General features: G+C 49.6%; 12 protein-coding genes and 1 riboswitch. Of the genes, 1 reads left to right on the forward strand and 11 read right to left on the reverse strand.

Going from position 1 to position 22,495, the window contains the following annotated elements:
• Window positions 1-270 precede the first annotated feature (270 nt).
• The 3 genes from dapB to DXD92_RS11480 form a co-directional block, all read right to left on the reverse strand.
• Window positions 271-1,032, reverse strand: coding sequence for a 4-hydroxy-tetrahydrodipicolinate reductase (dapB, locus tag DXD92_RS11470; protein ID WP_117510456.1), 762 nt, complete (start codon window positions 1,030-1,032; stop codon window positions 271-273).
• Between the two features lie 35 nt (window positions 1,033-1,067).
• Complete coding sequence (gene dapA, locus DXD92_RS11475) at window positions 1,068-1,958, reverse strand: 4-hydroxy-tetrahydrodipicolinate synthase (RefSeq protein ID WP_022461866.1); 891 nt, start codon at window positions 1,956-1,958, stop codon at window positions 1,068-1,070.
• A 151-nt stretch (window positions 1,959-2,109) separates the two neighbouring features.
• A riboswitch (Lysine riboswitch) is annotated at window positions 2,110-2,284 on the reverse strand.
• 55 nt (window positions 2,285-2,339) lie between these two features.
• Entirely contained in the window at window positions 2,340-2,969 is a 630-nt protein-coding gene (locus DXD92_RS11480; RefSeq protein WP_055220802.1) for a single-stranded DNA-binding protein, read from the reverse strand.
• 405 nt (window positions 2,970-3,374) lie between these two features.
• Between DXD92_RS11480 and typA the strand changes: the two genes are divergently transcribed.
• Window positions 3,375-5,204, forward strand: coding sequence for a translational GTPase TypA (gene typA / locus DXD92_RS11485; RefSeq protein WP_055220803.1), 1,830 nt, complete (start codon window positions 3,375-3,377; stop codon window positions 5,202-5,204).
• 87 nt (window positions 5,205-5,291) lie between these two features.
• Here typA and DXD92_RS11490 read toward each other — a convergent pair whose 3' ends face one another.
• From DXD92_RS11490 to DXD92_RS11525, 8 genes are all read right to left on the reverse strand, one after another.
• Window positions 5,292-6,383 carry a polysaccharide deacetylase family protein gene (locus DXD92_RS11490; protein ID WP_117761431.1) on the reverse strand — a complete coding sequence of 364 codons (1,092 nt, stop codon included), beginning with the start codon at window positions 6,381-6,383 and terminating at the stop codon, window positions 5,292-5,294.
• Window positions 6,384-6,763: 380 nt separating this feature from the next.
• Window positions 6,764-7,978 carry a hypothetical protein gene (locus tag DXD92_RS11495; RefSeq protein WP_118640553.1) on the reverse strand — a complete coding sequence of 405 codons (1,215 nt, stop codon included), beginning with the start codon at window positions 7,976-7,978 and terminating at the stop codon, window positions 6,764-6,766.
• A gap of 21 nt (window positions 7,979-7,999) precedes the next feature.
• Window positions 8,000-8,236: a hypothetical protein gene (locus tag DXD92_RS11500; RefSeq protein WP_055266947.1), complete on the reverse strand. Its 237-nt coding sequence runs from the start codon at window positions 8,234-8,236 to the stop codon at window positions 8,000-8,002.
• A 308-nt stretch (window positions 8,237-8,544) separates the two neighbouring features.
• A complete protein-coding gene (gene rpoC / locus DXD92_RS11505) occupies window positions 8,545-12,261 on the reverse strand; it encodes a DNA-directed RNA polymerase subunit beta' (protein ID WP_117804635.1) in 3,717 nt (1,238 codons plus the stop codon).
• Between the two features lie 38 nt (window positions 12,262-12,299).
• On the reverse strand, window positions 12,300-16,139 hold the full coding sequence (rpoB, locus tag DXD92_RS11510) for a DNA-directed RNA polymerase subunit beta (protein WP_117510452.1): 3,840 nt from the start codon (window positions 16,137-16,139) through the stop codon (window positions 12,300-12,302).
• A 351-nt stretch (window positions 16,140-16,490) separates the two neighbouring features.
• On the reverse strand, window positions 16,491-18,041 hold the full coding sequence (locus DXD92_RS11515; RefSeq protein WP_055227769.1) for a carboxylesterase/lipase family protein: 1,551 nt from the start codon (window positions 18,039-18,041) through the stop codon (window positions 16,491-16,493).
• Between the two features lie 165 nt (window positions 18,042-18,206).
• Window positions 18,207-20,696 (reverse strand): GH39 family glycosyl hydrolase, encoded by a 2,490-nt coding sequence (locus DXD92_RS11520; protein ID WP_158581778.1) that lies wholly within the window; start codon window positions 20,694-20,696, stop codon window positions 18,207-18,209.
• Between the two features lie 113 nt (window positions 20,697-20,809).
• Window positions 20,810-22,483: an alpha-glucosidase gene (locus DXD92_RS11525; RefSeq protein WP_118640555.1), complete on the reverse strand. Its 1,674-nt coding sequence runs from the start codon at window positions 22,481-22,483 to the stop codon at window positions 20,810-20,812.
• Window positions 22,484-22,495 lie beyond the last annotated feature (12 nt).

Below are 22,495 nucleotides of genomic sequence, written 5' to 3' on the forward strand. Positions count from 1 at the left end.
CTTGTCGAAATATACTGTTTTACTATTTTTTGTGCAAAACGCGCAACTTTAGCGTTTTACCTTGTTGCGCATTGATTTTTCCATTACCGTTTGCGATTTTCACGTTCTCTTTTGATATTCCGTATTTTTTCTTGTGTATTCTGCCAAATATTCTGCAAAATAACTTCCTCAATTCCGAAAATCCCGTTGTAAGAAAAGAAAAAGTGCGCAACGTTTCGCATTTTCGTTGCGCACTTTCTGGTTTCTATTCACTTTTTCCCTGTTTCTGCCTTATTTCGCAGCAATGACATCCTGCATGTCATACATGCCAGCCGGTTTTCCAGCCAGGAATTTTGCAGCCTCTACAGCTCCTTTTCCGAAAACTCCTTTGGAATATGCTCTGTGGGACAGGGTAACAACCTCGTCCGGGCCTGCGAAGATGACGTCGTGGTCGCCGACGATGGTGCCGCCGCGTACAGCAGAGATTCCGATTTCTTTCGGGTCACGCTGCTCGTGGCGCTGGCTTCTGTCGTATACGTAGTGGTACTGGTTGTCCATTGCCGCGTTCAGGCTGTCTGCCAGGGCGATGGCGGTTCCGCTTGGAGCGTCGCATTTCAGTTTGTGGTGTTTCTCCACGATCTCCATATCAAAGCCTGCTTCGGCAAGCACTTTTGCAGCTGCCTGTACCAGTTTCATCAGCGTATTCACACCAAGGGACATATTTGCAGAGCGGAGAACCGGGATTTCTTTGCTGGTCTCCTGCACTTTTTTGAGCTGATCCTCGGTGAGGCCTGTGGTGCAGAGGACGAGTGGAAGTTTTTTCTCCTTGCAGGCATCGAGCAGTGCGTCGGCTGCCTTGTAGGAAGAAAAGTCAACGACTACGTCTGCCGGAACATCGCATTCTGCCAGGCTTTTGAATACCGGATAATCGTTCTGGCCGTTGTCGTTCATATCGATTCCGGCTATGATTTCTGCATTTGCATCTTCTTTTACCAGGCCGGTGATGACCTGTCCCATATGGCCGTTGCAGCCATGCATAATAATTTTAACCATTGTCTTTTTCCTTCTTTACTTCGTGTATTCTTAACTTAAGCCAGTTTGATTCCAAAATCTTTCATAGCCTTTGCCAGGCGCTCCTGGTTCTGCGGCTCCATCTCGGTCAGCGGCAGACGAAGCGGTCCAACCTCTTTGCCCATCAGGTTCAGCGCTGCTTTTACCGGAATCGGGTTTACTTCGCAGAACAGCGCATCGATGAGCGGCAGTGCTCTCAGCTGGATTTCTCTGGATCCGGCCACATCGCCGTCGAGGAATTTCTGTACCATGTCGTGGGTCTCACGCGGTGCTACGTTGGAAAGAACGGAGATTACACCGCTTCCGCCAAGGGAAAGGATCGGCACAACCTGATCGTCGTTTCCGGAGTACAGATCGATCTTTCCATCGGTCAGCTGCATAATTTTTGCGACCTGGGAAATGTTTCCGGAAGCCTCTTTGACTGCAACGATATTCTCAACGTTGTTGAACAGATAGACGATCGTTTCCGGTGCAATGTTTACGCCGGTTCTGCCCTGAATGTTGTAAAGGATGACCGGCACTTTGACGCTGTCTGCGATTGCGGTAAAGTGTGCAATCAGGCCCTTCTGTGTTGCTTTATTGTAATACGGAGAAACGAGAAGAAGTCCGTCCACGCCGTATTTTTCTGCTTCCTGAGACAGATAAATTGCTGTCTCCGTGCTGTTGGAGCCGGTTCCTGCAATTACCGGGATTCTGTGATTTACTTTTTCCACGGTATATTTGATGGCATCCAGATGCTCCTCATGGGACAGGGTCGAAGCCTCACCGGTGGTTCCGCAGATAACGATTGCGTCGGTTCCGCCGGCGATCTGCTCCTCAATCAGTTCTCCGAGTTTTTCGTAATTCACTTCCTGTGTTTCGGTCATCGGTGTGATAATTGCAACAGCTGCACCTTTAAAAATAGACATTCTCTTTTCCTCCTGTATGTTGTGTCAGATAAAACCATAAGAAATCAGTCGCCGGAGCTTATCTCCCACGGAAAATTTCACTTTCCGTTTAAAAAAGAGGCGCCTCATCCCAGATAAGATCGCCTCCAAATTCACACATACGCAGTATCTATGATCAGATAGCTCTCCATCTCTCGATGACAGTCGCAGATTTTTTCAACCTGCGCCCAGGAGCATACCGGTTCAGCGCCGGATGTCCTTCGGCATTCTTCCCTTTTCCTCTTCTTCTTTTGCTGCTGAGGCATCCGAAAAGGTACTCTTGAAGTAATGCGACCTCTATCCACTTCAGTTCTGCTTTTACTATAGCATCATTAAATTTTCTTGTCAACAGCGGATCGCGCTTTAACTCTCACTATATTCCAGCTTGCTCACCGAAACCTCATATGCAGTCCGCTTTTCCATTTCCGTCTCGCTCAGCCGCTTCATATATTCCCGGCTCTGGATCCGTCCCCAGATGAGAACGTGGCCGCCCACGGCAAACGCAGAGGCATACCGCGCATTCCGTCCCCAGCAGATGCACGGGATATAATCTGATTTTCCATACGGACGGTTGACCGCGATCAGAAGGTCGGCGATCTCTCTTCCCAGAGGTGTTTTCCGGTAGACCGGCGGTTTACATATGTATCCATCGAGGTAAATCTGGTTGGATTTGACGGAATCGTCCTCTTCCTCCACGAAGCTTAATTCCCGCGCAAATACGGAGAGTACCAGACGGTTCTTCTTCTCCTCGTGGCGGTTGTAGGACCGGAACTGACCGCTGATGCAGATCCACTCACCCTGGTAATCCTGTGATACGTCCACCAGCCGCTCGGAGACCATCACCGGAATGATGTCCTGCGATTCACTCAACCGCTTGACCATCACATCGACGAGGTAAAAGCCCTCTCCGAATACCTGATGGCTGAATGTAAACGGGGAGACAATCTCTCCCATGATAACCACCTGATTGTTTTCAATCATCTTGTCTGCCATAATGAAAATCCCCTTCCTTTGTCTTTTCTTTCTGAATATTGATTTCTGATCGGTACTTTGCTGATCTATAATCCTAATGTATGAACCACATTTCTTTTTCAGAACCACTTTTTTCCAGATTTTTTTATTTCTATTCAAATCAGCATTCTGCCCAATTTTTTGTATATGTTTCTGTAAAAACCGCACCACATGCTTCGTATTTTCTACCATTGCAATACAAAAAATGTCACATCTTCCCTGTTTTTTTTCTCTGTTCTGTGCTATAATAGTTCAGATAGGCAGGCATCCAGCAGAGACAAAACGGCAAGGCACCTGCCTTTGTGCTGTGATAAACATTCCCGGCCGGCTTGAAATTTTGAAAAATTGAACCCGGCAGGGTCAACCCATAGGAAGAGGAATGAAGAAATGAAAACAACAAGAGAAGATGTAAGAAACGTTGCCATCATCGCCCATGTCGATCATGGTAAAACTACACTGGTAGACGAGCTTCTGAAACAGAGCGGCGTTTTCCGTGCCAATCAGGAGGTTCAGGAACGTGTCATGGACTCGAACGATATCGAGCGTGAGCGTGGAATCACCATTCTTTCCAAAAATACAGCAGTTTACTACAAAGGAACAAAAATCAACATCATCGACACCCCAGGCCATGCGGACTTCGGCGGCGAGGTTGAGCGAGTTCTGAAAATGGTAGACGGCGTTATTCTGGTTGTAGACGCATTCGAGGGCGCTATGCCGCAGACCAAATTCGTGCTGAAAAAAGCACTCGAGCTGGATCTGTCCGTTATCGTCTGCATCAACAAGATCGACCGCCCGGAAGCACGCCCGGATGAAGTTATCGACGAAGTGCTCGAGCTTCTGATGGACCTCGATGCATCTGACGAACAGCTTGACTGTCCGTTTCTGTACGCATCCGCAAAGATGGGTCATGCGGTACTCGATCTGAACGATACCCCGAAGGATATGACTCCTCTGTTCGAGACCATCCTGAAATACATCCCAGCTCCGACCGGCGATCCGGAAGCTGGCACACAGCTTCTGATCAGTACCATCGACTACAACGAATACGTTGGACGTATCGGTGTCGGCAAAGTTGAAAACGGAACGATCCGCGTGAACCAGGACGTTATGCTGGTCAACCACCACGATCTGACCAAGAAGAAAAAAGTAAAGGTCAGCAAACTGTATGAATTTGACGGACTGAAAAAAGTAGAGGTTACTGAGGCAGGCATCGGTTCTATCGTTGCTGTTTCCGGTATCCCGGATATCCACATCGGAGATACTCTCTGCGGCGATCTGGACAACCCGGTTTCCATCCCGTTCCAGAAAATCTCCGAGCCGACTATTTCCATGAACTTCATCGTAAACGACAGCCCGCTGGCCGGTAAAGAAGGTAAATACGTAACTTCCCGCCACCTGCGTGACCGTCTGATGCGTGAGCTGAACACTGACGTTTCTCTCCGCGTCGAGGAGACTGATTCCGCAGACTGCTTCAAGGTTTCCGGCCGTGGTGAGCTGCATCTGTCCGTCCTGATCGAAAACATGCGCCGTGAGGGATATGAGTTCGCAGTAAGTAAGGCAGAGGTTATCTACAAAGAGGACGAGCGCGGACGCAAACTCGAGCCAATGGAAATCGCATACGTTGACGTTCCGGACGAGTTCTCCGGTACTGTCATCCAGCTCCTCAGCGAGCGTAAAGGCGAGCTTCACGGCATGAGCCGCGCAAGCGATGGTTCCACCCGTCTGGAGTTCGAAATCCCGGCACGAGGCCTGATTGGTTTCCGTGGAATCTTCATGACCTCCACCAAAGGAACTGGTATCCTGAACACCGAGTTTGAAGATTACGCACCGTACAAGGGCGACATCGAATACCGCAAACAGGGTTCCCTGATCGCTTTCGAGGCAGGCGAGTCCGTTACCTACGGTCTGTACTCCGCACAGGAGCGCGGTACTCTGTTCATCGGACCTGGCGAGAAGGTTTACGCCGGTATGGTTATCGGACAGAACGGTAAGGCCGAGGATATCGAGCTGAACGTCTGCAAGACGAAACACCTGACCAACACCCGTACGTCCTCCTCCGACGAGGCACTGCGTCTGACTCCGCCGAGAATCCTTTCCCTGGAGCAGGCTCTGGACTTCATCGACAAGGACGAGCTTCTTGAGGTTACTCCGGTTTCCTTACGTATCCGTAAGAAAGAGCTGGATTCCAGACTTCGTAAGAGAGCGGCAATGAAATAAATTTTCATAAAATGACATAAGAACCGCCGGTTCACTCTTGATTTGAGAGTAAACCGGCGGTTCTTTGTCGTTTTTCTATTCTGTTTTCTATTCGTTTGTCGTTCCGCCATGGAAGCCGTAATACGTCTCTCCCGCTGCAAGATCCACGCCGTTTGCCGCTGCAAGAGTATGAATCGTGACAAGCTCATACCCGCGGTTGATCAGCTCCGGCACGATCGTTGCACACGATTCTACGGTCGTCTCGTGGATATCATGCATCAGGATAATGTCTCCCGGGCTTACACTGTCGAGAACGGCGCTGATGTTTGCCTGTACATTTTTTGTCTGCCAGTCCAGGGTATCGACATCCCACATGATGCTCGGGCGGCCGATAGATGCGAGCAGTTCATCGGTGCTGTTTCCATACGGGAAACGGATGACAGTTGCACCCTGTCCGTTGTTGTACTGGGCGATCAGATCATCCGTCATCTGGAACTGGGCAAGGCCGTCGTCGGTGCTCAGTTCTTTCATATTCGGATGCGCATAGGAGTGGTTTCCAAGCTCACAGCCGATCGCCGCCATACGCGGGATCACATCTGCACCGTATTTTTCCACATTGCTGCCGAGCATAAAGAACGTCGCCTGTGCCCCGTACTGCTCCAGCGTATCGAGAAGCGTGCTGGTATAGACGCCTGGGCCGTCATCAAAGGTCAGGGCTACCATCATCGAGCCGTTGCGGTCTGGCTGGTAAACACCCTGGTCATCAAAGTAACAGCCTTTTCCGCCGATCGCTTTCCAGCCGGTCGCCATGTAACCATTGGAATCAAAATGGTACTGGTTTCCGTCGATATCTGCCCAGCCGTTGACGTAGTACGTTGTGGCATCCGTTGCGTACCACCAGCCCGACGAGCTGTACTGCCATCCCGGCGTCTCATTCGGCGGCGTGGTCTCCGCAAGCTTCTTAATTCCCGCATTTCCCGATCCGTCCTCCGCCTCCGGCGCCGTCTCGCTCACCGTCTTTGCGGCTGTGTCATTACTCAGTACAATTCCTTTTTTCGCAAGCTGCGCTCCCGCAAATTTCCAGATAAGCGCAAGAAAAAGAAGGCCGATTACCACACACAGGGAAATCCGTGATACTTTCTGCATCATCTGTCTGCGGCGCATCTGCTTTCTTCTCTGTTTCAATGATTTTCTTTCCATATGATCTGTTTATACTCCATCGTCCCGCCCCTTTGCGGAACTTTCTTCCATCGTAACACAAACGTTTTTCGACATTTTTCTACTTACTATCATAACGTGATCTGACCTAAGATGCAAGGCACAAATTCTTACATTTTTCCACTTCTGGTAAATTAATGTTTATCGTTTCTTAACATCTTGTCACAAAAAAAGAGTGACTCTGCACCCATGGTAAAAGCGGATACAAAATCACTCTTTGTCACTCTCTTTTAAAAAACCTGGTTTCTTTCTGGTGCTTTGCCACCAAATCACAGGTCTTCCACCTGTCCAGCCTGATTATCCTCTCTGCTTAAGAGTAACTGCAAAATTTTAACGTTGCCAGAACAACAGAAGCAAACACCTTATGCCTCATGTCCTATTTTAGTCAGGAAATCGCTGCCCATCACCCATTTTTCGTTTTCCAGCGTCACAACGGACTCGAGTTTCCAGGTGACGGTCTCTATTTTGGTTTTGCGGAAGAAATGGAGGAAACGGGTTCGTCGCTCGATCGCAGCGGTCACGTTGGTTTCGATCTTCATCTGGTTGGATTCGTTGGTTACGGTTGTGGAGACGCTGCTCACGGTGATGCTGGTGATTCCGGTGTTGGTGTCGCTGTTCAGGTAGGCATCGCAGAGCTGCTGGTACTGTTCTTTGGCGGTTTTCTGTACGGCGGTGTCGGCGGAAAATTCATTTTTGATGGTGCTGAAGGATTTTCCGGCGGCTGCGGCTGTGAATACCTTGTCCAGGGACTCTTCTGCGCGGTCGGCGATGGTTTTGCCGGTGGAATCGTTGAGTTTTAAATCCGGCAGGAATTCCATGCTGCTGTTGTCCTGCACGAGGACGATCTCGCGGTATGGGTCTTTCTGTTTTTCGGTCAGTTCAATGGTGTGGCCGCCGAGGAAGAGATACGGGATTTTGTAGATGCTGACGTTATCTGCCGTCTCTTTTAAATACTTTTTCCCGACCTGCACGCCGTCCAGATAGAACGAGGCATCCGCCGGGACGGTGATTTCGACATCCGTCACGCAGCTGTCTTTCGGCACAACGTACCACTCTTTGAAGTTCCATTTTACGGTATCCCCGGCGGCGATCTCCAATGTTTCTTCCTGCGAGTCGCTCATGCCTTTTAACGTGTACCGCACAGTATAAATCCTGTTTTCCCCGGTCTCAAGATTCTGTTTTCTGCGCATGAAAAAGCTCTTGATCTCCGGTGTTCCCTGCCCGTCAGTGCCGTCCTGTTTTGCTTTCCAGGTCATTGCATTGACGTAGTTCTTCCGCGACAGAAACGTGCTGTCCGGGAACTGGCATACATCGTATGCACTGTTCCAGTCTCCTGCCAGGCATGCTTCCACGTAATTCCGTCCTGCCGCCTGCGGCGCATACAGATACGCGCCTGCCATAAAAAATACGGCGCACAGAATCAGAAACAGACTGAGATTCACGATCAGAATCCGCAGACTCATCGGCAGATCACGAAATTTTGCCGCCCGTATTTTCACAGAAAGCTCCGTCGTCTCTTCTCCGTCTTTTTCCACATGGCGGAATCTTTTTCCTTTTCTTTTCCACTTCTGGAGCATAGTTTACCTCATCTTTTCCTCTTATTTAGACTGTTCTTTCACCGCATACGTATGCACCCGGTCGCTCTTCTGGCTGTATGCCTCTCCCTCGGAATAATACTCCTCCGATGTCGTGGAAAAACGCGTAATCGTCTCTTTCACACGCTCTCCCGCCGTTTGCTGGTGGAGAAACAGCGCTGCAATCATCAGAATCACAAATATATCCAGAATCAGTACCGCCGCATTTGCCACGATGCCAGGTAATTTTTTTATCCACATAGGCTTCCCTCTTTTCTGTCTCCATTGTAACAAAATGCTCCCGAAAACACAAGGAAAGCAGAGACCCCGGCGAACCGAAAATTCTCTGCTTTTCACAAATGACATATTTATTTTTTAACCTTGTTTCAATCCACAGTCGGTAATTTCACAGAGTCTGACATGTCAGCAGAATGCTGACTGTGGTTTGCCTCATGTCAGTGGGGGATACCGATTTCTCTCCGCCCGCCACTGCCGTTAACTTTCTTATTTGCAATTCATCTCACCACCTATAGAGGTGGGAGAATCCTTGCTATTATTTGTTGAAGGGTTTACTCCTCGGTATCATCCTTTGACGGAATCATTTCCTCAAAGTCGAAGTCAAGCATCGGCTCTTCCTCTTCAGCTGACGGTTCTTCAACCGGAGCTTCTGCTGCCGGAGCATCGTCCTCAAGATCTTCGGTCAGAATCAGATCCTCGTCCTCTTCTTCCTCGATCATGCTGTCGGTATTCAGATGAATGTTGCTGTAACACTTCATACCGGTACCGGCCGGGATCGGTTTACCGATGATAACGTTCTCTTTCAGGCCTACCAGATGGTCAACCTTACCCTTGATAGCAGCGTCGGTCAGAACCTTGGTGGTCTCCTGGAAGGATGCTGCGGACAGGAAGGAATCGGATGCCAGGGATGCTTTGGTGATACCAAGCAGTACCTGTTTTCCTTCTGCCGGCTCTTTGCCTTCTGCGATCAGAGCTTTGTTGGTCTCGTCGTAATCCAGGAAGTCTACCATGTCGCCCGGAAGGAATTCGGTATCTCCGTTTTCCTCGATGCGGATCTTCTTCAGCATCTGGCGAACGATAACCTCGATATGCTTATCGTTGATTTCTACACCCTGCAGACGGTAAACTCGCTGTACCTCGCGGATCATGTAATCCTGAACGGCACGTACACCTTTGATCTTCAGGATATCATGCGGGTTGACAGAACCCTCGGTCAGCTCGTCTCCGGCTTCCAGAACTGTTCCGTCTGCGATCTTAATACGGGATCCGTAAGGGATCAGGTATGTCTTGGATACGCCGTCTTCCGGATTGGTAACAACGATTTCGCGTTTCTTCTTGGTGTCTTTGATCTGTGCAACACCGGCGATTTCGGTGATGATGGCAAGTCCTTTCGGCTTTCTTGCCTCGAAAAGCTCCTCGACACGAGGAAGACCCTGTGTGATATCTCCACCGGCAACACCACCGGTATGGAAGGTACGCATGGTCAGCTGTGTACCAGGCTCACCGATCGACTGTGCTGCGATAATTCCGACAGACTCACCAACCTGTACTGCCTCGCCGGTTGCCATGTTGGCACCATAGCATTTTGCGCAGATTCCGTTACCGGAACGGCAGGTAAGAATGGTACGGATTTTTACTTTCGTATAATGCTCACCGTTCTCGTTGATGCCGTCTTTGATGACACGGGCAGCACGTTTCGGGGTGATCATATGGTTTGCTTTTACAATGACGTTGCCGTCCTTGTCTTTGATCGTCTCGCAGGAGAAACGGCCTGTGATACGATCCTGCAGACTCTCGATCTGCTCTTTTCCGTCTGTGAACTCGCTGACCCACATACCCGGAATTTCGTCCTTGCCCTCGGCACAGTCGATTTCACGGATGATCAGGTCCTGAGAAACGTCTACCAGACGACGGGTCAGGTAACCAGAGTCGGCGGTACGAAGCGCGGTATCGGACATACCTTTTCGTGCTCCATGTGCGGACATGAAGTATTCCAGTACCTGAAGACCTTCACGGAAGTTTGACTTGATCGGCAGCTCGATGGTGTGTCCGGTTGTATCGGCCATCAGTCCTCGCATACCGGCCAGCTGTTTGATCTGCTTATCGGAACCACGGGCTCCGGAGTCAGCCATCATGAAGATGTTATTGTATTTATCCAGTCCGTCGAGCAATGCTTTTGTCAGCGCATCGTCGGTCTTCTTCCAGGTATCTACAACCTCTTTGTAACGCTCTTCGTCTGTAATCAGACCACGTTTGAAGTTTCTTGTAATCTTGTCTACCGTTGCCTGTGCTTCGGCGAGCATCTCCGGCTTCTGCGGCGGCACGGTCATATCGGAAATGGATACGGTCATGGCTGCACGGGTGGAGTATTTATATCCGGTTGCCTTGATATAGTCCAGAACCTCTGCGGTTTTGGTAGCTCCGTGTGTATTGATGACTTTTTCCAGAATCTGTTTCAGCTGTTTCTTTGCAACGAGGAAATCAACCTCAAGCGCAAGCTCGTTACCCGGAACCGTACGGTCTACGTATCCCAGATCCTGCGGCAGAATCTCATTGAAGAGGAATCTTCCGAGTGTGGAGCTTACGTTCTGCTGCATTACAGTACCATCTTCCATCTCTTTTTCGCAGCGGATGGTAATCTTGGTCTGCAGGGTAATGTATCCGTTCTCGTATGCCAGGATGGCTTCGTTCATATCGCGGAAGAAGCTTCCTTCGCCCTTCTCGCCCGGACGCTCCTGTGTCAGATAGTAGATACCAAGAACCATATCCTGGGAAGGAACGGCTACCGGACCACCATCGGACGGTTTCAGCAGGTTGTTCGGAGAAAGAAGCATGAAACGGCACTCTGCCTGCGCTTCTACAGACAGCGGCAGATGGACAGCCATCTGGTCACCGTCGAAGTCGGCGTTGAATGCGGTACAAACCAGCGGGTGCAGCTTAATCGCTTTACCTTCTACCAGAATCGGCTCGAACGCCTGGATACCCAGACGATGCAGGGTAGGGGCACGGTTCAGCATAACCGGATGCTCTTTGATGACGTCCTCGAGAACGTCCCATACCTGCGGCTCGAGTTTCTCGACCATTTTCTTTGCATTTTTGATGTTATGTGCAGTGCCGTTGGAAACCAGCTCTTTCATAACGAACGGTTTAAACAGCTCGATTGCCATTTCTTTCGGCAGACCGCACTGGTAAATCTTCAGTTCCGGTCCTACGACGATAACAGAACGGCCGGAGTAGTCAACACGTTTACCAAGAAGGTTCTGACGGAAACGGCCGGATTTACCTTTCAGCATGTCGGACAGAGATTTCAGAGGACGGTTTCCAGGACCGGTTACCGGACGGCCGCGGCGGCCGTTGTCGATCAGGGCATCAACTGCCTCCTGGAGCATACGTTTCTCGTTGCGCACGATGATATCCGGTGCACCGAGCTCCAGCAGTCTCTTCAGACGATTGTTACGGTTGATGATACGGCGATACAGATCATTCAGGTCGGATGTTGCAAAACGTCCTCCGTCAAGCTGTACCATAGGACGCAGATCCGGCGGAATAACCGGAACCGCATCAAGAATCATCCACTCCGGACGGTTTCCGGACTCACGGAATGCCTCAACAACCTCAAGTCTCTTGATGATGCGGGCTCTCTTCTGTCCGGTAGAATCTTTAAGACCTGCCTTTAATTCAGCAGACTCTTTTTCCAGATCGATTGCCATCAGAAGCTCTTTGATGGATTCCGCACCCATACCTGCACGGAAGCTGTTTCCGAACTCCTCTCTGGCATCCTGGTATTCTTTCTCGGTCAGAACCTGTTTGTACTGTAATTTGGTATCGCCTGCATCAAGAACGATGTAGTTTGCGAAATACAGAACCTTTTCCAGAGTTCTCGGAGACAGATCCAGGATCAGTCCCATACGGGACGGAATTCCTTTGAAATACCAGATGTGGGATACCGGAGCTGCCAGCTCAATGTGTCCCATACGCTCACGGCGCACACTGGATTTTGTTACTTCTACGCCGCATCGGTCGCAGATTACGCCTTTGTAGCGAATTTTCTTATATTTACCGCAATGGCACTCCCAGTCTTTGCTTGGTCCGAAGATTCTTTCGCAGAACAGACCGTCTTTTTCCGGTTTCAGCGTTCTGTAGTTGATGGTCTCCGGTTTTTTTACCTCGCCATGGGACCACTCCCGGATTTTCTCCGGGGAGGCAAGTCCTATTTTGATGGCATCAAAGCTCATCTGGTAATTTTCTTTTTTTGCTGTTTCTGGCATTTGATTACCCCTTTCCTCGCAAAGCGAAGATCTACAAGTTACATGTCATCATCTGAACTTTCATCCAGATCAAGATAAGAGTCTTCTTCTTCATCCTCTTCCACATCTACCATTTCTTCTCCGTCAAATTCTTTCTTGGAGAATCCATAGTCACCAAATCTCTCGTCCTCTCTGTCAGAGTAACGGTCTCCCTCGATGATGTGGTTCAGGTTGGTATCACCGTAATCAACTGATTCCATAATTTTAACTTCGGTATTGTCATCACGCAGTACGCGGACATCGAGTGCCAGGGACTGCAGCTCTTTCAACAATACTTTGAAGGATTCCGGAATACCAGGCTCCGGAATATTGTCGCCCTTGATGATGGCTTCGTATGTCTTCACACGGCCAACCACATCGTCAGACTTCACAGTCAGGATCTCCTGCAGCGTGTAGGATGCACCGTACGCCTCAAGAGCCCAAACCTCCATCTCTCCGAAACGCTGTCCACCGAACTGAGCTTTACCACCCAGAGGCTGCTGTGTAACGAGGGAGTATGGGCCGGTAGAACGGGCATGAATCTTATCGTCTACCAGGTGATGCAGTTTCAGGTAATGCATGTGTCCGATTGTCGTTCTTCCATCGAACGGCTCACCGGTACGTCCGTCGCGGAGCTGTACCTTACCGTCTCTTGCGATATCAACACCCTTCCACAGTTCTCTGTGATCCAGATGCTCTTCCAGATACTGATATACTTCCGGAAGCAGAATATCTTTATATTTCTCGGAGAATGCATCCCATTCCATGTTTACATAATCGTTTGCCAGTTCCAGGGTATCCTGAATATCTTTCTCGTTTGCGCCGTCGAAAATCGGGGTGGATACGTTAAATCCAAGCGCTGCTGCTGCAAGGCTCAGGTGGATCTCCAGCACCTGTCCGATGTTCATACGGGACGGCACACCCAGAGGATTCAGCACGATGTCCAGCGGACGTCCGTTCGGCAGGAACGGCATATCCTCTACCGGAAGTACACGGGAAACGACACCCTTGTTTCCGTGACGACCAGCCATCTTATCGCCGACAGAGATTTTTCTCTTCTGTGCGATGTAGATGCGGACTGCCTGGTTTACTCCAGGAGAAAGTTCGTCGCCGTTTTCACGGGTAAATACTTTGGCGTCCACGATGATACCATACTCACCGTGCGGTACTTTCAGGGAAGTATCACGTACTTCTCTTGCTTTCTCGCCAAAGATGGCACGGAGCAGACGCTCCTCTGCGGTCAGCTCGGTTTCCCCCTTCGGAGTTACTTTTCCGACCAGAATATCACCGGCACGTACCTCTGCACCGATGCGGATGATTCCACGCTCGTCCAGGTCTTTTAAGGCTTCATCGCCGACGCCCGGAACGTCTTTTGTGATCTCTTCCGGTCCAAGCTTGGTGTCACGGGCCTCTGCCTCGTACTCCTCGATGTGGATGGAAGTGTAAACATCATCCTGTACCAGACGCTCGCTAAGAAGAACGGCGTCCTCGTAGTTATATCCTTCCCAGGTCATAAATCCGATCAGCGGGTTTTTACCAAGAGCAAGCTCGCCCTGGTAGGTAGACGGACCGTCTGCGATTACTTCGCCGGCCTCTACATGGTCACCTTTAAATACGATCGGTTTCTGGTTGTAGCAGTTGCTCTGGTTGCTTCGCATGAATTTGGTCAGATGGTAGACATCTTTTGTTCCGTCATCGTTGTTCATGCGGATCTCGTTGGAGCAGGAATAGGAAATGGTTCCTGCTTTTTTCGCAACAACGCAGACACCGGAGTCTACGGCTGCTTTTGCTTCGATACCGGTTCCTACAACAGGAGCATCGGTGATCATCAGCGGTACGGCCTGACGCTGCATGTTGGATCCCATCAGCGCACGGTTCGCATCGTCGTTCTGAAGGAACGGGATCAGCGCCGTAGCAACGGAGAATACCATCTTCGGAGACACGTCCATGTAATCAAACATGTGCGGCTCGTAGGACTGGGTCTCATCCAGATAACGTCCGGAAACGTTCTTGTTGAGGAAGTGTCCTTCTGCATCCAGCGGCTCATTTGCCTGTGCTACATGGTAATTATCCTCTTCATCTGCGGTCATGTAGACTACTTCGTCGGTAACACGCGGATTTTTCGGATCTGATTTGTCAATTCTTCTGTATGGAGCCTCAACGAAGCCATACTCGTTGATGCGCGCATACGATGCCAGAGAGTTGATCAGACCGATGTTCGGTCCCTCAGGAGTCTCGATCGGGCACATTCTTCCGTAATGGGAGTAGTGTACGTCTCGAACCTCGAATCCGGCACGGTCACGGGACAGACCGCCAGGTCCAAGGGCGGAAAGACGTCTCTTGTGCGTCAGCTCTCCAAGCGGGTTATTCTGATCCATGAACTGGGACAGCTGGGAAGATCCGAAGAACTCTTTGATTGCAGCTGTAACCGGTTTGATATTGATCAGGGACTGCGGAGAAATTCCGTCGATGTCCTGTGTTGTCATGCGCTCACGTACCACACGCTCCATACGGGACAGACCGATGCGGTACTGGTTCTGAAGCAGCTCACCTACGGCACGGATTCTACGGTTGCCCAGGTGGTCGATATCATCGGCATTTCCTGCGCCGTATTCCAGATGCATGTTGTAGTTGATGGAAGCGAAAATATCTTCCTTTGTGATATGTTTCGGAATCAGGTCGTGAATGTCACGTTTGATCGCCTGTTTGATCTCTTCGATATCGGTATTTTCCTCCAGGATCTTTTCCAGAACCGGATAGTATACTTTCTCGTTGATGCCAAGTTCTTCCTCGTCAACATCTACCCATGCTTTCAGATCTACCATTAAGTTGGAAAGAACTTTTACGTTTCTCTCCTCTGTCTGAATCCATACATACGGTACTGCTGCGTTCTGAATCTTGTCTGCGAGTTCCAGAGTAACGGTGGTGCCTTTTTCTGCAAGGATTTCACCGGTGGACGGATCTACAACATCCTCAGCGAGGATCTGGTTGCGGATACGGCTGCGCAGTGCAAGTTTCTTGTTGAATTTATAACGGCCTACCTTTGCCAGGTCATAGCGACGCGGGTCAAAGAACATGCTCATGATGAGGCTCTCTGCATTTTCTACTGCGAGAGGCTCGCCCGGACGAATTTTCTTGTACAGCTCGAGAAGACCTTCCTGATAGTTGGTGGAAGTATCTTTGGTGAAGCTTGCAAGAATCTTCGGCTCTTCACCGAACAGCTCTACGATCTCTGCATTGGAGCTTACTCCAAGTGCACGGATGAGGACTGTAATCGGAACTTTTCTGGTACGGTCTACGCGGACATAGAAGACGTCGTTGGAATCGGTCTCGTACTCCAGCCATGCTCCACGGTTCGGGATTACGGTACAGGAGAACAGTCTCTTTCCGAGCTTATCATGTGCGATGCCGTAATAAATACCAGGGGAACGTACCAGCTGGCTGACGATTACTCGCTCTGCACCATTGATAACGAATGTTCCTGTTGCTGTCATCAACGGCAGATCACCCATGAAAATTTCGTGCTCTGTGATCTCGTCTTTTTCCTTATTATATAATCTTACTTTTACCTTTAACGGTGCCGCATAAGTAGCGTCACGCTGTTTACACTCTTCGATTGAGTATTTTACGTCATCTTCACACAGTGTAAAGTCTACGAATTCAAGGCTCAGCCGTCCGCCGTAGTCGGAGATTGGTGAAATGTCATCAAAGACTTCCTTGAGTCCGCTTCTCAGGAACCAGTCATAGGAATCCTTCTGGACTTCAATCAAGTTGGGCATTTCCAATACTTCTTTTTGTCTCTGGTAACTCATTCGCATACTTTTTCCGGTAGGTATCGGACGTATTCTGTTTTTCTCCATTGACGTTGTCACCCCTTGTGTTATAATATATTTATTACCGCTCATGCCTGAACAAAAGGTTTTAGGCATATCTTGCCATAATAGTGCATTTTCTAGATTATCATGTTTTTTCAAGTGTGTCAACAAAACAGATTGTATTTTTTTCAGTACAATCCGTTTTTTACTGGTTTTTCTTCCGTGACCCTGTTAGAATAATACTTTAGATGTGATTGAAAGCACCGAATTTTCAGAAAAAACCGCCTGTTTGATTTTTTTATTTTTCAAATCAAACAGGCGGTTTTTTTTATTCTAATTTTTTAATATTTCAGAGCTCCATCCCGATTTCGCTTATGCCGCGTCGAATCGTTCTTTTTAATGCTGAATATTGTCAGCCATCATGTCCATAAAGCTCCATGGTTTCAGAACTTTGTTGATCTCTGCAAACACTTTATCATCGTAGTTGTGTTTTACTTCCGTTTTGCGGTCAAACACCATGGTATCCGCATCCTCTGCTTCTACTTCCGGCCAGTGCGGGAGTCCGGCATGATCCGGGGTGCCGTTCTTTGCGAAGGCGAGAAGTGCTCCGAAGATTTCGCTTTCCAGTTTATCGCTGACATCCGGGATGCCACAAATTTCTACGAGATCTGCGTTTCCGAAGAAATATGGGATATCGGAGCAGTGCCATGCCGGCTTGCCGTGCTGGAACGGGAATTCCAGAGCGAAGTTGTAGAGATATGCTTTGCCGCCGCCTTTTGCGAACAGTTTGGCAAGTTTTACGGTCGGCTCACGCATTGCACGGTCGATGGCAAGAACATCTACGCCGTTCTTCTCCGGATATGCTTCTTTGAAAGCGTCCAGAACCTTTTCGGCATTGTCTCCATAAACCTTTTTGAGGATTTCCAGAATCTCTTCCGCTGTCAGTTTGTTCTTATCATAAGCTGCCGGTGCAAACGTTGCGAACTCGCCGTATACGGTTCCGATCATCATCGGAATCTGATGTGCATGCTCACGGAAGCCTGCGTCGAATGGATTTCCATAGAAGTAATCGCCCTTTTTCGGGCCGCCGCCGATGTAGCCGCCACTCTGTGCAATCGCCGGAGCCACTTTTGCATATGCAGCAGCAAGCTGCGGATACGGTACAGTTTCCAGCTGAGCCACATCGTCAAAGCCGAGCGCTTTCATCATTGCCGTAATAATCTCCGTGCCGTCTTTCTCTCCTGCGCCGAGCGGATCGTCCTCCATAACACCGCTCATGACAAGACCTTTCTGGAACAGACCGTCTGCTGATGGAATCTGCATCAGGTCAGTCACCTTCATTCCGCCGCCGGACTGGCCGAAAATGGTTACATTCTCCGGATCGCCGCCGAACAGGGCAATATTGTCATGTACCCACTGCAGGGCTGCCACCATATCGGCGTGGCCTGCGTTTGCGGAGTTTTTGTATTTTTCCCCAAACGGAGACAGATCCAGATATCCTAAAATATTCAGTCTGTGGTTGACAGAAACAAGAATCGAATCACCTTTCTTTGCGATGCTGACGCCGTCATACGCAACCTGCTCGATGGAAGATCCCGCTGCGTATCCACCGCCGTGGAACCATACGAGAACCGGTTTTTTGGCTTCCGGATCAAGTTTGTTTGTCCAGATATTTAAGGACTGGCAGTGCTCATCCTGCGGCCAGTAGCGGTGCGGAACCATAAGCTCGCCGTTCGGTGTATCTTGGTTCTGAAGCGGGCATACAAAGCCGTAGTTTGTCGCATCCTTCACGCCATCCCATTTGGACGGAACCGGCATCTGGAAACGGTCTGCGTATGCATACGGAATTCCTTTGTAAATGTAAACACCGTCATAAAAATAACCTTTTAAATCGCCGGATGTGGTATGCAGCACCGGCACGCCATCGTAATCAAATATTTTCCCCATTTTGAAATACCTCTTTTCTGTAGAATTTAGCATTTATGTTGTTTTCAGTATAAACAATATTTTCGTCCTTTTCTACTCGAATTGCCGCAAGATCTTCTTATATTGTTGCTTTTTTTCCACTCTTTCTCTGTATTCTCCCACCGCGAGTGCAATTTTTTGAAGATTTTACAGAATCTGCTCCACCTCAATCAGCGCCGTCTCGTGCGGCTCCAGGCGTTCCTGCACCGTGAGGCTGCCTTCCGGGTCGGTTTCCTGCTCCCAGACACGGTATTCCGGGTCCGCACTGTGGCACAGCATCGCGCGCTCCATCCGGTTCATCCGCTCCGGAGCTCCCATCCGCACCCACGCATCGTAGCTGCTGCCGTGCTCTTTCGTCACTTTATACAGCCGCAGGCAATATTTTCCCGGTTCCAGTCCGGTCAGCTTCACTGAAAAGGTCCGGATTTCCCCTATATTGAATACGCGGTAACGGTCCGTGCGGGAAATATTCACGGCATGGCGGTAGCGGTACAGCATATCGTAGTGAACATAGTTGTAAAGGTAAATCTGGCTTTGGTTTTTCTCCGGCTCTGTGCTGATAAAATAGCCGTCCCCACGCTTCACCAGACGAGATCCCATTCTGCCGAGCAGCCGCAGCGCAGTGCAGACCGCCTTTGGAATGCCGTTCATCGTGAACAGCCCAAAACCTCCATGATACGTTTCCCGCGCCGGAAATACTTCATCCAAACGGTCATTGACCGAGAAATACGCAATTCCCTGCAGCGCCTCTTCATTTTCCAGAAGATTTTTAAACAGCCATGCCGCTTTATAACAGGTATCGTTGCACAGATCCCTCTGACAGATGTTGCTGCTGCACTCATCCACCAGAACCGGCAGTGCACCAAGCCCAGCCTTCTGCAGCAGACCTTTTACCTTCTCCCCGCGGTTCCGCAGAAAATCCGGGTCGCGGCTCACAATCATATTGACGCTCTCGTTGTTCTGGATCAGATTCATTTTCTCCTCTTCCTCTCCATAGATCACCGTGCCAAACGAGCGGAATGCAAAAATTTCCGGCACACATTCCTTTTCCTTCATAGTTTCGATAAAGGCTTTGAGATGTTCCTCCGGTCCAAGACCAAAGGAAAGACATGTTACAAGATCCGGGCTCACACGTTTCATCTCCTCGTACGATGCTTTCCACGTCTCAAAGAACTCATCTCCTCCATCAATCGTGATCACGTCTCCGCTGATCCACGGGTTGAAAATCCAGCGCCGCATCTGGTTGATTCCATACCGTTCCCTTAGATGTTCCATCAGGTTTTTGATCAGCATGCGCCACTCAGCCAGATCTCGCGGAGAGCTGCTTAGCGCCGGACGCATCGTTCTTCCCGGGTCTGTTTTTGCCAGTAGCAACGGCATATGGCCGAATTCCAGCAACGGCTTCGCTCCCGTAGAAAGGATGAAATCGATCACCTCATCAATATAGTTCCAGCAGAACTGAACCTCGCCCCACATATTCCGCCGAAGTACGCACATATCATCATCAAGAATTCCTTTTACGCGGATCAGCTCATAGCCGAGCTCCTGCACCAGCTGTTCCAGCTCATCCTGCACCTCGCGGTTCAGCACACTTGCCGCATAGCCGGCATTGATCACGCGCTTCCAGTGGCCTGCCACTCTTGGTTTCCGTCCGTTTACTGCCGCTGTCACGGAAACGGCACTCTCATTTGTCGTCTCAACCTCCTGCTCCGTGACCGCTGCATACTGCAGGAGACTCTGGAAAATATCATGGTCTCCCGCCGCCTCTTCCCGCTCTTTTCCTTTCTTTTCACTCTGTTCTGCCGTATGTTTCATCTGCTTCCGGTATTCGCTCGGTGTCATACCGCGGTATTTGCGGAATGCGCGGATCATCGCCGTCTCATTGACAAATCCATTGTGATAGGCAATCTCCGTCAGCGTTGCGCCGCTGTGCATTTCCTGTACGGCATGCGCCAGGCGCACCTGCGTCACGTACTCCCGAAATGATACACCGAAATACTGCGGAAAGCTCCGTGAAATATAGGCACGGCTCAGATAAAGATGATCCGCCAGATCCTCCAGCGTAATCTCTTCCCGGCAATGCTGCAGAATATAGTCCGATGCCCGCTGAAGGCGTTCCCGTCCGCTCCGGCCCTGTTCCACCTTTTTCTTGGATGTAAAGTAAGAAAGCAGATCCTCCAGAAGCGCCGTCACACGGCTTTTCATATAGACCGGTTGTTCCTCATTATTTTTGTACATTTCAAGAAAGATTCGTGCCATATCCCGCCGGATCAGGTCAAATTTTTCCTGCTGATCTTCCATATAAAAAAACGACTGACATTTGACTTCACATTTCAGCAGCTTAATGTGAAATGAAGCAATTGTCTCCGCTGAAATGCAGAGCGACAGGGCCAGTCCGTCTTCGTCCAGATCCAGATCACAGATCTGAAACCGGTTGATCGCAAAGACAGATCCCACCGGGAGACTGTGAACTTCTCCGTCCTCGTAGCTGACTCTTCCGCTCCCACGAAGCAGAAATAAAAGTTCAAAATCCGGATTCCACAATTCCCGTTTCTTCTCCGGCCGGAGTAGCCGAAAACGTAATCCCGGCATTTCCTGTTTTGTTCCTCTCATCATTATTTCTTCGTCTCTTTCCATTCCACACCTCATAATAGATTTTTTCTGTTGTATTGTACCACAAAAAAGATCCCACAAAAAGATCTTCTCCTTTTGTGGGACCGATTTTTCGGTTTTTGTTTTAGTTTTTGCAATTATTCCTTCACCTTCAGCACCAGACACTGATACGGCTGCAGACGGATCGTTTCCTCGCCTGCCTCGCAGGTGTCATAGTTATTCAGAAGTACTTCTTCGATTGTATCTGTAAATGGCAATGTAATGCCATCCGCAAGAGAAGTAGTAAGGATCAGAACATTATTCTTCTCATCCTTCCTGCGGTACGCCAGAACGCCGCTTACCGTCTCGTATTCCGGAATCAGCGTTCCGTAGAGGAAGGTTTCTTCCAGATCTTCACGTCGTCTTACTGCCACCATTTTGCGGTAGAACCACAGCAGGGAATCCGGATCTTTTTCCTCGGCCTCATAGTTCAGTTCCGTATAGTTTTTATTCACCGGGAACCACGGCGTACCTGTTGTGAATCCCGCCTCAGCAGATGCATCCCATTGCATCGGAGTTCTGCTGTGCTCGCGGCTCTCGCGGTTGATCTGCTCGAGCGCTTCCGCATCCGTTTTTCCTTCTGCAATCAGACGGTCGTAAATAGCAAAGGTCGGTTTGTCGACGAATCCCTGAATAGACTGTTTCGGGTCGTCGCGCATGCCGATCTCCTGTCCCTGATACAGAAATACAATACCCGGCAGGAAGAAATTGGTGACCGGAAGCATCTTTTCGCTGTAGCGGTTCTGGTCCTCCGGCATCAGGAACCGGTCGATGATACGCGTTTTGTCATGGTTTTCGAGGAAGTTGCAGAGCATGCCGCGGCCATCCACGATTTTCTGCGCCGCAAAAAGCTGATCGCGATAATCGTCAAACAGCGCCACGGTATTGCTCCATTTCGGGTTACGCACATTGTCGAGGGTGTGACAAAAATCGAAAACAGACGAGAAACTGCCGTTTTCCCCAATCACATCCTCCACATCCTCCGGTCCCATGTGATCGTACTCTCCGATCGTCAGCGCATCGGTCGGCGCAAAGGTGCGCTCCTTCATTTCACACAAGATATCGGCAAGACCGTCTACATTGTTGAAATACTCGAACGCCATATTGTACTCGTCCGGTCCATCCGGCGGAAGGTTGGTGTACTGATAATTCTTTTTCAGATGGCTGATCGCATCAAGACGGAATCCGCCAAGTCCCAGATCCATCCATTTTAAAATCATCTCATAAATTTCTTCCCGCAATTCCGGATTCTCCCAATTGAGATCCGGCTGCTCTTTTGTGAAGATGTGGAGGTAATACAGGTTATCATATCCCGGTACTTTCTCCCATGCGCTGCCGCCAAAAATCGACCGCCAGTTGTTCGGCTCTTTGCCGTCTTTTCCTTCCCGGAACACATAATACTTTCCGTACTTTCCAAACGGATCTTTGAGTGCCGCCTGAAACCACGCATGCCGGTCAGAGGAATGATTCACGACAAGATCCATCAGGATGCGGATGCCGCGCTTTTTTGCCTCCGCGATCAGCTCCTTCATGTCCTCCATCGTTCCAAACGACGGGTCGATATCCATGTAATCGGAAATATCGTATCCGTTATCTACCATCGGGGATGCAAACACCGGGCAGAGCCAGATGACATTGGCTCCCAGCTTTTCTATTTTGTCAAGATGACGGATCACGCCTTTCAGATCCCCGATTCCATCTCCGTTGGTATCCTGAAAACTCTTCGGATAAATCTGGTATCCAACCGTTTTGTGCCACCACTTTTTCTCCATTGCTTTTCTCCT

It is taken from the genome of Blautia sp. TM10-2, from assembly GCF_003480845.1.
In the GTDB taxonomy this organism is placed as follows: Bacteria; Bacillota; Clostridia; order Lachnospirales; family Lachnospiraceae; genus Fusicatenibacter; species Fusicatenibacter saccharivorans.

What these genes read in the sequence shown, in the direction of transcription:
- dapB (WP_117510456.1), bottom strand. Translation starts at nt 1,032, where the DNA reads ATGGTTAAAATTATTATGCATGGCTGCAACGGCCATATGGGACAGGTC.
- dapA (WP_022461866.1), bottom strand. Translation starts at nt 1,958, where the DNA reads ATGTCTATTTTTAAAGGTGCAGCTGTTGCAATTATCACACCGATGACC.
- DXD92_RS11480 (WP_055220802.1), bottom strand. Translation starts at nt 2,969, where the DNA reads ATGGCAGACAAGATGATTGAAAACAATCAGGTGGTTATCATGGGAGAG.
- typA (WP_055220803.1), top strand. Translation starts at nt 3,375, where the DNA reads ATGAAAACAACAAGAGAAGATGTAAGAAACGTTGCCATCATCGCCCAT.
- DXD92_RS11490 (WP_117761431.1), bottom strand. Translation starts at nt 6,383, where the DNA reads ATGGAAAGAAAATCATTGAAACAGAGAAGAAAGCAGATGCGCCGCAGA.
- DXD92_RS11495 (WP_118640553.1), bottom strand. Translation starts at nt 7,978, where the DNA reads ATGCTCCAGAAGTGGAAAAGAAAAGGAAAAAGATTCCGCCATGTGGAA.
- DXD92_RS11500 (WP_055266947.1), bottom strand. Translation starts at nt 8,236, where the DNA reads ATGTGGATAAAAAAATTACCTGGCATCGTGGCAAATGCGGCGGTACTG.
- rpoC (WP_117804635.1), bottom strand. Translation starts at nt 12,261, where the DNA reads ATGCCAGAAACAGCAAAAAAAGAAAATTACCAGATGAGCTTTGATGCC.
- rpoB (WP_117510452.1), bottom strand. Translation starts at nt 16,139, where the DNA reads ATGGAGAAAAACAGAATACGTCCGATACCTACCGGAAAAAGTATGCGA.
- DXD92_RS11515 (WP_055227769.1), bottom strand. Translation starts at nt 18,041, where the DNA reads ATGGGGAAAATATTTGATTACGATGGCGTGCCGGTGCTGCATACCACA.
- DXD92_RS11520 (WP_158581778.1), bottom strand. Translation starts at nt 20,696, where the DNA reads ATGGAAAGAGACGAAGAAATAATGATGAGAGGAACAAAACAGGAAATG.
- DXD92_RS11525 (WP_118640555.1), bottom strand. Translation starts at nt 22,483, where the DNA reads ATGGAGAAAAAGTGGTGGCACAAAACGGTTGGATACCAGATTTATCCG.